Origin of the sequence: Bosea sp. PAMC 26642 (assembly GCF_001562255.1) — a bacterium.
Lineage (GTDB): Bacteria > Pseudomonadota > Alphaproteobacteria > Rhizobiales > Beijerinckiaceae > Allobosea.
Map to the genome: position 1 here is coordinate 271,806 of NZ_CP014301.1, position 12,885 is coordinate 284,690.

General features: G+C 66.0%; 10 protein-coding genes. 4 read left to right on the forward strand and 6 right to left on the reverse strand.

Annotated features, from left to right (window positions below):
- Positions 1-44: 44 nt before the first annotated feature.
- Both AXW83_RS01235 and AXW83_RS01240 read right to left on the reverse strand, forming a co-directional pair.
- On the reverse strand, positions 45-509 hold the full coding sequence (locus tag AXW83_RS01235) for an Lrp/AsnC family transcriptional regulator (RefSeq protein WP_210179633.1): 465 nt from the start codon (positions 507-509) through the stop codon (positions 45-47).
- A gap of 193 nt (positions 510-702) precedes the next feature.
- A complete protein-coding gene (locus AXW83_RS01240; RefSeq protein ID WP_066609926.1) occupies positions 703-1,215 on the reverse strand; it encodes a tyrosine phosphatase family protein in 513 nt (170 codons plus the stop codon).
- A gap of 143 nt (positions 1,216-1,358) precedes the next feature.
- On the opposite strand from AXW83_RS01240, the gene AXW83_RS01245 reads away from it, so the two are divergent.
- Positions 1,359-1,922 (forward strand): thioesterase family protein, encoded by a 564-nt coding sequence (locus AXW83_RS01245; RefSeq protein ID WP_066609928.1) that lies wholly within the window; start codon positions 1,359-1,361, stop codon positions 1,920-1,922.
- 21 nt (positions 1,923-1,943) lie between these two features.
- On the opposite strand, the gene AXW83_RS01250 is transcribed toward AXW83_RS01245, so the two are convergent.
- Complete coding sequence (locus AXW83_RS01250) at positions 1,944-5,513, reverse strand: hybrid sensor histidine kinase/response regulator (RefSeq protein ID WP_066609930.1); 3,570 nt, start codon at positions 5,511-5,513, stop codon at positions 1,944-1,946.
- Between the two features lie 259 nt (positions 5,514-5,772).
- Here AXW83_RS01250 and mscL point away from each other — a divergent pair, with 259 nt between their 5' ends.
- From mscL to AXW83_RS01265, 3 genes are all read left to right on the forward strand, one after another.
- Complete coding sequence (mscL, locus tag AXW83_RS01255; protein WP_066609932.1) at positions 5,773-6,186, forward strand: large conductance mechanosensitive channel protein MscL; 414 nt, start codon at positions 5,773-5,775, stop codon at positions 6,184-6,186.
- A gap of 118 nt (positions 6,187-6,304) precedes the next feature.
- Positions 6,305-7,498: a pyridoxal phosphate-dependent aminotransferase gene (locus tag AXW83_RS01260; protein WP_066609934.1), complete on the forward strand. Its 1,194-nt coding sequence runs from the start codon at positions 6,305-6,307 to the stop codon at positions 7,496-7,498.
- Positions 7,499-7,608: 110 nt separating this feature from the next.
- A complete protein-coding gene (locus tag AXW83_RS01265; protein WP_168166040.1) occupies positions 7,609-8,718 on the forward strand; it encodes an AbrB family transcriptional regulator in 1,110 nt (369 codons plus the stop codon).
- A 167-nt stretch (positions 8,719-8,885) separates the two neighbouring features.
- Here the strand turns inward: AXW83_RS01265 and AXW83_RS01270 are convergent, their stop codons facing one another.
- From AXW83_RS01270 to AXW83_RS01280, 3 genes are all read right to left on the reverse strand, one after another.
- Positions 8,886-10,475: an ABC transporter substrate-binding protein gene (locus AXW83_RS01270; protein ID WP_066609937.1), complete on the reverse strand. Its 1,590-nt coding sequence runs from the start codon at positions 10,473-10,475 to the stop codon at positions 8,886-8,888.
- A gap of 198 nt (positions 10,476-10,673) precedes the next feature.
- Positions 10,674-11,735, reverse strand: a complete 1,062-nt coding sequence (locus AXW83_RS01275) for a hypothetical protein (RefSeq protein ID WP_066609938.1) — start codon at positions 11,733-11,735, stop codon at positions 10,674-10,676.
- A 50-nt stretch (positions 11,736-11,785) separates the two neighbouring features.
- The gene (locus AXW83_RS01280; protein WP_066609939.1) at positions 11,786-12,835 is read right to left on the reverse strand and encodes a hypothetical protein; all 1,050 of its coding nucleotides are present in this window, start codon (positions 12,833-12,835) and stop codon (positions 11,786-11,788) included.
- Between the last annotated feature and the right edge of the window lie 50 nt (positions 12,836-12,885).

The window sequence follows — 12,885 nt, forward strand, 5'->3', positions numbered from 1 at the left end:
TTGCCGTAGCTTATCGGCAGCGCCGTTGCCTGCCGCAACCCCGCTCACACAGGTAGCGCCGAACTCTTCTTGATCGTCCGCAGCGTCAGCGTCGACTGCACCCGCGTGACGCCGGGCAGTTGCGTGATGATGTCGGTGTGGATGCGCTCGAAATCGGCGCTGTCGCGGTAGATCACCCGCATCAGATAGTCGTGCGCGCCGGCCAGCAGATGGCATTCGAGGATTTCCGGCAGGTTCTGCACGGCTTGCTCGAAACCCTCCAGCGAGGCCCGGCCCTGCTGGTCGAGCGTGACGAAGACGAAGGCGGTGCCCGGAAAACCCGCGATCTTGTCGTCGAGCAGCATGGCATAGCCGCGGATCAGCCCGCTTTCCTCCAGCTGCCGGACCCGCCGCAGACAGGCCGAGGGCGACAGATGGACCTTGTCGGCAAGCTCGGAATTGGTGATGCGACCATCGGTCTGCAGGATGCGCAGGATCGTGCGGTCGCGGGAATCGAGATCGATCGTCATGCGGTGGCGGGCTCCGGTAGGACGATATGGCAGCAAAATAGGCTTCGCCCATCGCGCCCTGTCCTGCCCGATGCATTGTCGCAAAACGTGAGCGATGCAAGCAACAATCTGCGCCGATTGACGAAGAATGCGCCAGATATCGACGCGTCACGAGCGAGGGGCCGCACGAAGCTTCCGGTTGCGGCGCGGTCGCTCAGGTCAGTTCGACTTCGAACGGCGCGCCTTCGAAGGCCTCGGCGCCCCGGCCGATCCGGGCGATCGCGCGTTGCATTCGCCCGTCCCGTCCCAGTATCGCGTCGCCGAGCGCGACCAGCCTTGCATTTGGCGTCGCCGAGGGAGAGGCCGCGCGCAGGCGCAAGGCGATCTCGTCCTCATCGCGGTCGGGGCCGAGCGCGCAGGCCGCGATATAGGCCGCCGCCGTCGACCGGCTGATCCCGGCCCAGCAATGGATCACGATCGGCGCGGCACGATCCCATTCGCGCATGAACCGCAGGAAGCGCGCGACATGCTCTTCGCCAGGCACGATATGACCGTCCATTGGCGTCGTGATGTCCGACATGCCGAGGAAGAGATGGCGCTCCTCGTCGATCCCGGGCGGGCATTCGACGACCGTGTTGACGTTGATCAACGTCACGACATGGCTGGCCCGAACGGCGGCCACCGTCTCATGCAGTTTCGACAGAGACGAGACGTGCAGGGTCGGCATGGCGGGCTCCGAGTAGGTCGATGAGATAGGCCACCCCGGCGCTGGCAGGCAAGCCTGCAGGTCGGCCCATGTGCCAGCCATGTTCGCAGCGACCGCGTCATGCTCTACAAACGCGGCGCACGTCTCCGAAATCCAAGGCCGAAATGAATCTCTGGTTCCGACTGCTCTGGCTGCTGCTGGCGACACCGTTCCGGCCGAGGCTGGTTGCTCCCTTCGCGCCGTCCGTGCTTCGCTTCCGGGTCTGGTTCAACGATCTCGACACCAGCCCGCACATGAACAACGGCCGCTACTGGACCTTGATGGATCTCGGCCGGACCGATCTCATGCTCCGCAGCGGCCTCTGGCGCGCCGTGCTGCGCCATCGCTGGCTGCCCGTCGTCAATGCCGGCACCATTCGGTTTCGACGCGAACTGCGGCTGTTCCGGCCCTTCCGGGTCGAAACGAAAATCCTCTGCTGGACGCAATCCTGGCTCGTGATGCAGCATCGCGTCCTGAGCCGCGGTCGCGACGGCGCCGAGATCGTGGCGGCCGTCGCGCTGGTGCGCGCGGCCCTCTACGACAAGCGCGAACGCAGCTTCGTGCCGGTTGCGCGGCTGCTCGGCGAAATCGGGCGGAATGCCGAAAGCCCGCCGCAGAGCCCCGAGGTCGCGGCCTTTCTCGCTTCGGAGGATGCGCTGCGCGCAGCCGCTCCATCGTCGGACGCTTGACACGCGCAGATCGGGCTCGGCCTACTCTGCCGCCAGCCGCGTCGCGCGCCATTGCGCCAGCAGCGCCCGGAGCGCGCCGGGCTTCAGCGGCTTGTTGAGCAAGTGCACCTCCAGCGCCATCGCCGCCTCACGCACCTGCGGCGACCGGTCGGCCGTCAGCAGGATCGCGGGCATTGACCCTGTCGAGCGCTCGCGCAAGGCGCTGATCGCGCTCAGCCCGTTGCCGTTGTCGAGGTGGTAGTCGGCGATCACCACGTCCGGCTGGCATTTCGTCGCGCGCAGGGTCAGCGCCTCGTCCAGGCCTGCGGCGGTATCGACCGTGCAGCCCCAGCCTTCCAGCAGCAGCTTCATCCCGTCGAGGATGGCCGGCTCGTTGTCGATCACGAGTAGCCTCAATCCTGCCAGCTGTCCGGCCGGAGCCTGTCTTGGCGAGGCGCCCGTCGTCATCGCCGGCAGCGGCGAGGCGCGCGGCACCAGCACGCAGAAGCGCGTGCCGCGTCCGGGCGTCGAGAGCAGCGTCAGGCGGTGGTCGAGCGTGCGCGCGATGCGCTGGACGATGGACAGCCCGAGGCCGAGCCCGCGCGCCACCTTGGCGCCTTGGTCGAGCCTCTGGAACTCGCGGAACACCGTCTTCTGCTTGCTCTGCGGGATGCCGAGCCCCGTATCCAGCACCTCGACGCTGATCTGTCCGCCCCGTCTGCGACAGCCGACGAGCACCTTTCCGTTCGGTGTGTATTTGATCGCGTTCGAGATCAGGTTCTGCATCAGCCGGCGCAGCAGCCGCCGGTCGGAACGCAGCGCCAGCGTGGTCGGCATCAGCACGAGTTTGAGCCCCTTCTCCTGCGCGCTCGGCTCGAATTCGCGCTGCAGCTGCCGCATCAGCTCGTCGACACGGAAGGACGTGATCTCGGGCTTCAGCGCGCCGCCATCGAGCCGCGAGATTTCCAGCAGCGCGGTCAGGATCTCCTCCACCGCATCGAGCGAGGCGTCGATGTTGTCGGCTAGGTCGGGATGTCCCGCAGCGCGGTCGCGCTCGACCAGCGAAGCGGCATAGAGCCGGGCCGCATTGAGCGGTTGCAGGATGTCGTGGCTGGCAGCCGCTAGGAACCGCGTCTTCGAGGCGTTCGCCTCCTCGGCCTCCCCCTTGGCGCGCTGCAGCTCGGTATTGACCCGCAGGATCTCCTCGGTGCGCTCGACGACGCGTCGCTCCAGGCTCTCATTCGTCCGCTCCAGCTCCTCCTGCGCCTCGACCGCCTCTGTGATGTCGGTATAGGTCGTCACCACGCCGCCATCGGGCAGCGGATTGGAGCGGATCTCGATCACCTTCTTCGACGGGTAGAGCCTGAGCCGCACCGGTTCGCGATCGCGCACGAAGCTCTGCAGGCGCGCCGCCATCAACTCGTCCTGCTGGCCGTCGCCATAGGCGCCGCGTGCCGCGTTGAAGCGCACCACCTCATCAAGTCCCGTGCCGAACCGCACCAGCGAGGGCGGCAGATCGTAGAGCTGGATGAAGGCCTGGTTCCAGGCGAGCAGGCGCAGGTCGCGGTCGAGCACCGTGATGCCCTGGCCGGCATGGTCGAGCCCGTGCTGCAGGATGTCGCGATTGTACTGAAGCGCCGCCGACGCGTCGTCGAGCAGCTTGAAGGCGGCCTCGGTCGAGAGGTTGCGCCGCCGCAGCAGCAGCGACAGCACTAGGCGCGACGAGGCCGCGCCGATCGCCGAGGAGAGCAGGTGCTCGCCGAAGCGCAGCAGATGGATGTCGGCCTCGCGATTGCCGATCGAGGCCGCGCCGCGGCTGGCCGCGAAGCCCTCGAAAGCGCGTTGGGTCCGCTCCTGCCCGAGATAGCGCCCGATCGTCGATTGCAGCTCGGCCTCCGTGACGCTGGAGCGCCACAGCGAGAAGGACTGCGCCATCGTAGCATGGCCGGATTCGACGAAGGCATTGGCCTGCAGCCGCTCCATCGCGTTCGCGGGGCGCAACAGCGAAAAGCCGATATAGGCCAGCACATTCAAACCAAGGCTCCAGAAGACGCCATGGGGCAAGGGCGGCCAGTCGAGGCCGAACAAGGCTTCCGGCCGCAGCGCCGCGATGCCGAGCGGACCCTCCGTGACGATCGTGTGCCACGCCCCTCCCGGGTGGACCAGGCTCGGCATCAGCAGCGTATAGGCCCAGGTCACGATGCCGATCGTCAGCCCGGCCGCGGCGCCCAGCGCCGTACCGCGTCGCCAGACCAGTCCGCCGAAGAAGGCCGGCGCGATCTGCGCCGTCGCCGCGAATGACAAAAGGCCGATCGAGACCAGCGCGGCCTCGCCCGCCGCGCGATAATAGGCATAGCCGAGCAGGATCACGATCAGGATCGCAATCCGCCGGATGATGACGACCTTCGAGCCGAGATCGCCGCCGGCCGTGCCGTTATTGGCGCTCTGCGACGTCAACATGGCGACCGATCGCGCCGGATCGCTTAGCCCCCCGCGCCCGCGCAGCAGCAGCGGCATGAAGAGATGGTTCGAGATCATGATCGCCAGCGCGACCGAGGCGACGATCACCATCGCGGTCGCAGCCGACAGGCCGCCGACAAAGACCAGCAGCGCGATCATCCCCGCCTTGTGCTGCAGCGGCAGCAGCAGCACGGTCATGTCGCGGTCGATGCCGGGGCCGGGCATCAGAAGTTCGCCGGCCATCGCCAGCGGTAGCACGAAGAGATTGATCAGGACGAGATAGAGCGGAAACATCCAGGCGGCGCGGCGGACATCGCGCGGGTCGCGGTTCTCGACGATGGTCATGTGGAACTGCCGCGCCAGCAGAAGCGAGGCGCAGGCCGACAGCAGGGTCAGCGTCAGGAAGGTCGGCCAGTTCGAGGTCCGCTCCCACAGCGGCACGCCGCTCGGCAGATTGGCGGCCCGGGTGAAGAGGTCGGCGGTGCCGTCGAACAGGCCGTAGACCACGAAGATGCCGAGGACGAGGAAGGCGACGAGCTTGATCAGCGATTCCACCGCGATCGCGAGCACCAGCCCGTGCTGATGCTCGGTCGCATCGATATGGCGCGTACCGAAGGCGCAGGCGAAGCCCGCCAGCACCATCGCGACCAAGAAAGCCAGGTCGCTCAGAATCGGCACGTCCGGCGTCAGGGCCTGCCCGCCGACGGCGGTCAGGAAGACCGACAGCGAATTGGCAAGCGCCTTCAGTTGCAACGCGATGTAGGGCAGGGCCCCGATCACCGCGACGATGCAGACCAACGCGGCGACCCGTTCGCTCTTGCCGTAGCGTGCGCCGACGAAATCGGCGATCGAGGTGATGTTCTGCGACTTGGCGATCTCGACGATACGCGAGACGAAACGGTGGCCGAAGCCGATCACCAGAATCGGCCCGACATAGATTCCGAGGAAGTCGAGCCCGGCCTTGCTGGCGAAGCCGACAGAGCCGTAGAACGTCCAGGAGGTGCAGTAGACGCCGAGCGCCAGCGCATAGATCGTCGTGCGCGCCCGCCCGCTCATCAGGTGCCGGCCCGACGTGTCCGCGACATGAGCGACCGTGAACAGGCCGCACAGATAGGCGAGCGCGACCAGGATGACGGACCAGGCGGGGATCATTCGGCCTCCTTCGCCGGCGCTGAGCAGCGGCTGTCCGTTCAGGCTCCGGCGCCTGCCCAGCCTAGCGCTGACACTCGACCCTCGCCATAGCCCATTCGGTGTGGTTGTTGCCGGCAATCGTCAGCCATCAACAGGGTTTGCCCTCACCAGCGACCGTCGGGCTTCTAACCGACCTCCGACTCCGTTAGCGTTTTAATCTCGCCGCGACGCGACCAGTCACGCTGTTCTGAGGACAGCGACCAGAGAAGAGGCCTGAGCCATGCTCGAGGAGTTCAAGAAATTCGCCCTGAAGGGCAATGTCGTCGATCTCGCCATCGGCGTGATCATCGGCGCGGCCTTTGGCAAGATCGTCGACTCGCTGGTCTCGGACGTCATCATGCCGTTCATCGGTGCTCTCGGCGGCGTCGATTTCTCCAATTATTTCATCGGCCTGAACGAGGCCGTCACCGCTCCGGTGCTGGTGGAGGCGAAGAAGCAGGGTGCGGTCCTGGCCTATGGCTCGTTCATCACCGTGGCGATCAACTTCGTGATTATCGCCTTCGTGCTGTTCCTCGTCGTGCAGGCGATCAACCGGCTTAAGCGCAAGGAAGCTGCCGCCCCGCCTCCGCCGCCGGCCGAAGACGTCGTGCTGCTCGCCGAAATCCGCGATTTGCTGAAGCAGAAAGCAGTTTGATTCCCAAGATCGGTCGCGATGATTCATCACCGCGACCGATCGACCCGATCTCGCGATTTCATGCCTCCTTCCGCCGCCATCGGCTAAAGCAGGACATGACATTTGCGAGGCCGATCTCATGACGACCACGACGCTTGCGGGCGCCCGCCTGATCTCCGACCTGCGCCCCGAGGCCCGCAACGCGCCCGAGAGCGGCATCGTCGAGGTCGTCAATCATGGCCGGCTGAAGGACGGGCTGATCCCGCTCTGGGTCGGCGAGGGTGATCTGCCGACGCCAGACTTCATCACGCGCGCCGCCAACAAATCCTTGGCCGCCGGCGAGACCTTCTACACTTGGCAGCGCGGTATCCCGGATCTGCGCGAGGCGCTGGCGCGCTATCACACCGCGCTCTATGGCCAGCCCTTCGCGATGGACCGCTTCTTCGTGACCGGCTCCGGTATGCAGTCGGTCCAGATCGTCGTGCGCATGATCACCGGCCCGGGCGACGAGGTCGTGATCCCGACGCCGGCCTGGCCGAACGTCGCCGCGGCCATCGGCGTGGCCGGGGCGGTGCCGATCAACGTCCCGATGGACTATGTCCATGGCCGCTTCTCGCTCGATCTCGACCGGCTGGCGGACGCGATCACGCCCAGGACCCGCGCGATCGCCATCAACTCGCCCGCCAACCCCACCGGCTGGACGGCGACAAAGGATGAACTTGCCGCGATCCTGGCGCTGGCGCGCAAGCATGGCCTTTGGATCATCGCCGACGAGATCTATGCCCGTTTCGTCTACGACGGCTCGCCCCGCGCCGCCTCCTTCCATGACGTGATGGACGAGGACGACCGCGTTCTCTTCGTCCAGACCTTCTCGAAGAATTGGGCCATGACCGGCTGGCGCATCGGCTGGATCGAGGCGCCCGCCGCTTTCGGCCAGATCATCGAGAACCTGATCCAGTACTCGACCTCGGGCTCGCCGGTTTTCGTCCAGCGTGCCGCCATCGCCGCGCTCGACGAGGGCGAGCCCTTCGTCGCCGAGCAGATCGCCCGTGCGGCCGAGGGACGCAGGATCATCGCAGAGGGGCTGAAGGCGACCAATCGCGTCACGCTCGCCCCGCCAGACGGGGCCTTCTACCAGTTCTTCTCGGTCGATGGCCGCGAGGATTCGCGCGCGCTCGCCATCGAACTCGTCGACAGGGCCAATGTCGGTCTCGCGCCGGGAACGGCCTTCGGTGCCGGCGGCGAAACGGGGCTGCGCCTGTGTTTTGCCCGCAAGGCCTCGGATCTGGTCGAGGTCGTGGCGCGGCTGCAGAGGGCGCTCGCCGCCATCTGAAGCGCTGCGCGCGAACCAGATCGGTGGGGCTATAGAAGCCCTTCATGACAGCTGGGACGAGCCTATGCCCTTATGCATGTCCCGATTTGACGCCCGCTTGCAGGACGGTCATGAGATCGCTCGCGTCGCTGCTGTCCTCAGACGCTCGGAGCCAGATGGCGCTGCTCGGCTATCCCTCGTCCCCGTTCGCTGTTCTGTCGCGCGAGGCCGTCGTCATCGGCATCGCCGCGCTGGGTGGTGCGGCTTTCGCCCTGCTCGGCGTGCCCGCGGCCTGGCTGTCCGGGTCGATGATGCTGAGCGCCGCGGTTGCGTTCATTCGCCCGCTTCCGCTCCTGCGCAAATCCTGGTTCGATGCGACGGTTCTGCTCTCCGGCACGATCATCGGCTCGGCCGCGACGCCTGAATCGCTGGCGACAGCAGCGCGCTATCCGGCCTCGCTTGCCGTTCTCGTGATCGGCGTGGCTGCGATCATGATCGCCGGCGGTGCCTATCTGCGCTATGTCGCGCGCTGGCCATGGATCGACGCGCTGCTTGCCTCGGCGCCCGGAGCGCTTGCGACCGTGCTCGCCGTGGCGCAGGCCAAGGGCGCCAATATCGGCCGCATCTCGGTCGTGCAGCTCTTTCGCCTGCTCGTGCTGGTCGCACTGCTCCCGAGCGCCATGCAGATGACCGGCCTCCATCCGGCCGCGTCGATGCCGCCGTCGATGGCGGTCGGCGCCGCTACGATGCTGCTCCTTCTGCTCTGCGGCTTTGCAGTCGGGCTCGTCTTCGAGCGCCTCGGCGTGGCCGCGCCGATGATGTTCGGCGCGACCTTTGCCAGCGCCTTACTGCACGGGACGGGGCTCGTCGAAGGCAATCTGCCGACCGAAATCCAGACGGCGGTACTGGTTCTGCTCGGCTCGACCATGGGCGGCCGCATCGCCCACATCCCCCGCAACGAGCTTCTCGGCCTGTTTCCGCTCGCGATTGGCGGCTTCTTCGTCTCGATCGGCGTGGCGTTCGCCTTCGCCTGGCCGGCGGCGCGCTTTGCCGGCGTATCCTATGCGAGCGCGATGACGGCGTTCGCTCCGGGCGGGCTGGAAGCCATGGCGATGCTGGCTTTCGCGATGGGGCTCGACACGCTCTATGTCGGCTCCCATCACCTTGTTCGCTTCCTGATGATCGGCATCGCCATGCCGTTCATCGTCGCCCGCATGAAAGGCGAGACGCCCAAGCCTTGAGGCGGCAGATTGGTTGCCATTCGGGCGCTCCTGTCATTCCGGGGCGGCCAAAGGCCGAACCCGGACCCACGACTGGGTGAGACACTATGTGAGCCCGATCACAAACGCTCTCCCGGTCGTGGGTTCCGGGTTCTTCGCTTTCGCGAAGCCCCGGAATGACAAAAGGATCAATCCACCCCGATCGTCGTTAGGTCCTGAAACCAGTGCTGGGCCAGCACGAAGTTTTTGATCTTCGGCGAAAGCGCATGCGGGTTGGTGTCGTGCACCACCCAGCCCAGCACCGCGTCGTCGACGATCAGGCTGTGCGCCTTGGCGAGCAGTTCGTCCTGCTTGGCGACGTCGAAGCTCGTGGCGGCTTCATTGAGCAGGGCGTCGACCGCCGGGCTCGACCAGGTCCCCCAGTTCACGCCGACCGGCGCGACCTGGTTGGAGTGGAAGAAGCGGATGATCGCGTAGAGCGGGTCGGAGGTGACATAGGCGATGTTGTTCGAGGAGACGTCAGCATTCATCTCGTCCTTCGCACCCTTGCGCCAGCGCGTGTAGAGCACTTCGAGCTCGACGACCTTGAATTCGATCTCGATCCCGACATCCTTGAGGTTCTGCTGGATGAACTCGTTCATCGGCAGCGACTGCATCTGTCCCGATCCGCCCTGCGCGATCACGAAGGTGGTCTTCAGCGGCTTCTGTGTCGAATAACCGGCCTCGGCCAAAAGCTTCTTCGCAGCTTCCGGATCGTACTTGATCTGGAAGCTGGGTTTGCCGAACCACGGGCTGGTCGGATCGACCTGGCCGATGGCCGGGCGCGCCAGCCCGTTCAGGAGAGCGACGATGCCCTCGCGGTCGATGGCGAGGTTCAAGGCCTTCCGCAGCCGAACATCCGTCCAGGGCGAGCCTGGCGCAACCGACAGATGATAGTTCCAGACATGGGGCGTGACGTTCTCGACGATCCGCATCTTCGCCGATTTCAGCTGCGGCACGGTGTCGGGGGCTGGCGTCTCGATCATGTCGACCTGGCCGGTGATCAGCGCATTGGTGCGCGCCAGAACCTCCGGCATCGGCAGCAGGATCAGGCGATCGACCTTGGCGAGGCGCTTCTTGTCGAAATAGTCGGGGTTCTTCACCAGTTCGGCGCGCTCGCGCGGCACGAACTTGTCCAGCTTGAACGGGCCGGTGCCCGAGGGCGTCATCGCGAATTTGTCCCAGTCCTTGCCGACCTTCTCGTATTGAGCGGGCGACGAGACCAGAAACCAGAGCATCTGGTAGGGAAAGAAGGAATCGACCGCCTTGGTGGTGATCTCGACGGTCTTGGGGTCCACCACGCGGTAGCTCGCGACCGAGGGCAGGCGCGGCTTGACCTGCGCCGCCTGGCGTCGGTCGTAATGGGCCGCCTTCTCGTCTAGCACCTTGTCGAGGTTCCAGACCACGGCGGCCGCGTCGAGTACGCTGCCGTCATGGAATTTGACCCCATCGCGCAGCGTGAAAAGCCACTTCTTCTGGTCGGCGGCGTCTACCTTCCACTCAGCTGCGAGACCCGGGACGAGCTTGCCGGGGCGATCGGCGACATCCATCTCCCAGGCAACCAGCGGATCGTAGATCGTGTAGCCGGTGAATTTGTAAGCGCCGGCGCCACGGTCCGGCTGTCCTGATGTCAGCGGGATATCGGCGAGCGAGATGCCGTAGCGCACCACCGACTCTGCCCCGGCCGCGGTGGTCAAGGAAAAGGCGAGGGCGGCCAATATTGCCAAGCGTTTGAACATGTAAGCACCATTTCGCAGGAAGGTGCGTACAAGTCAGCAAGCGCTATGCCAGACGAGGCATGGAACCGTGTCGCTTGGCCGATCGAATCCTCAGCCTTTTGGCCGCACGGCGCCATTGGTGCGGGTGATAACCGCGTAGAGCGATGTCGTGCCGCAGATGAAGAGCCGGTTGAGCTTGGGGCCACCCCCGTAGACCGGTCAGCTTCGCGGCAAGGTCTGGCATCTCGCCTGGAATGACGCAAATGCGGCCTCGCCACCGGATATGTCGAAGACGATGTCGCGCGGTCTGTCGCGAGGGCCGAATCCGGCAATGACGAGGCGTTCGCCACGGGCGATCTGCATCAGCGCATTGGGAGAAAGCGCTGTCGCATTGTCCTGCATGCTGTCGCTCAGGACGACGCCCTCATCGGCACCATCGATCTCCCACTTCACCACGACGCCGTCTATCGCGATCCGTGGCGTTTGCGCGTTCGGACGCCAGCTGCGCGATCCGACCAGCCAGTTGCTGAAATGGACCTGTCCTTTGACGTTCCTCATGCAGCTGATCGACCAGCCCGCAGCGCGGTCGGTCGAAGCGATCGCCATGTCGAACTGGACCTTCGTCGGCGCGCTCGCGCGCCAGGCCGTCCGCTTGGGTAGGCTGGGTGGCGAAGCTTCGGCCCGGACGCCTGCGTCGCTGCGCTCGGCTTGAGCAGCGGCCAACGGCTCGCGCGAACCGCCCGGCACCTGCAACAGAACCCGGTCGGCGTCATCACGCTCGGCCGGTTTTGCCGCTTCGGTGCCGAGCGTCGCTTGAGCTCGCTCGGCGCTTGCCGCCGGCTTGGGCTGCTCGGCCTGCGCCCCGACAAGGGTCACGGAGGACAAGACGACGATCCGTCCGGCTGCGCCGCAGGCCGCCGATCTGATCCGCAACTGAGCGCCCGGGACGAGCAATCCGTCGAGCGCTTCCCGCACGCGCTCGCCGGTCGCGCGGCTCCTGAACTCCGACGCGTCCGGCAGATTGATATGGTCCTCGTATCGGGCGTCCTTGAAAGTGACGCCCGTGAATTTGCCATTTTCCATATGGCGCTTGGTGATCCGGCCCGTACTGGTCGCCGGCGCACAGCCCTCCGTGCCGGGCAGGTTCGAGACCTCGATCAACCGCGTTCCGCTGCCGTCGAACTTGAAACGCGGCTCGCGGGCGGATTGCGCCGAGGCGGAAGCGGCTGCGGTCATGGCGCAGATCAGAAGGGCTGCGCGAAAGGGGATGGGCGCGGTCATGGAGGCTCCGTGAGGGGCGTGGAAAGGACAGGGATTGGGTGGGAGTTGTCTCAGCGCCCGCTGGAGCAGGCCGAGAGGAACGCCGGCGCGGCCTTGTCGGAGCCGGCGGTAGCAACCACGGTTCGCCCGGCGCGGCTCGTGATCGTCAACGGATTGCCGCGTGCCATTTCTGCTATCACCGGACGTATTGCGTCGAACGGGAAACGGGCCTCGATCTGCCGGACATCATCCATGTCGTTATAGCTGGTTTTGCCCTGAGCCGAGATGCTTTGCAGGCCAGCCGTGAGCGTGAAGGACTGTCTCGACCCGACGCGATAGCGGGCTTTCGGATCATCGACCCACGCCTCGACCATGCCGGTCCGATGCGTGCAGCGAAGCCAGATGGTGATGTAGTGCATCCCACTTGCGACTCCCATCTTGCTCCAGCCGCTGTCGTTCGATGTACTCCAGCCGTCCATTTCCTCGGCATCCTCGGTAGCAGCGGGCGCTGGAGCGGCAGGTGGCGTTAGCTTCGCCTGCGGAGGCGGTGAGGCCACGGGCGGCTGCGCCGCCACGACGCGCTGCTCCGGCGCCGTCCCCGGCGAGCGCAGCAGGGCCTGATCGGGGTCGTTGCTGCCTGGTGTCCGGGTCAGCACGCTGTCGCCCTCCGCATCCGCGATCGGCTTCGCCGGCGCTGCGCGCGCGCCCACCAGCGAGATGGCGTCGAGCTTCTTGATCCGTCCGGCCGCCCCGCAGACCTTGAAGCCGATCCTCAGTGCATGGTCGGCGCCGAGCAGGGCCTGATAGCCTTCGACGACTTTTGCCTGCGTCGCCGGGCTGGCGAAGTTGTAGAGCGCGGGGACATTGATGCCGATCTCGCCATGCGTGTTGTCGCGGAAGGTGATCCCGCGCACGACGCCGTTCTCGAACTCGCGCTCGGTGACGGTCCCTGTCGCGATCTCGGGGAAGCAGTCGGCAGTCGGCGACAGGTTCGTCATCGCGATGATGCGGCCATTGCCGTCGTGCTTGAACTGGGCCTGGGCCTGCGCCTCGGTGCCGGCGATTGCGATGGCCAGGATGGCCGCGAAGCCCGTCGCCCGCGCTGCATGAACCCGTCCCATCGCGATCCCGTCTCCGTTGCTGATGCAGTGAGCATATTGCAGCGCTTTGA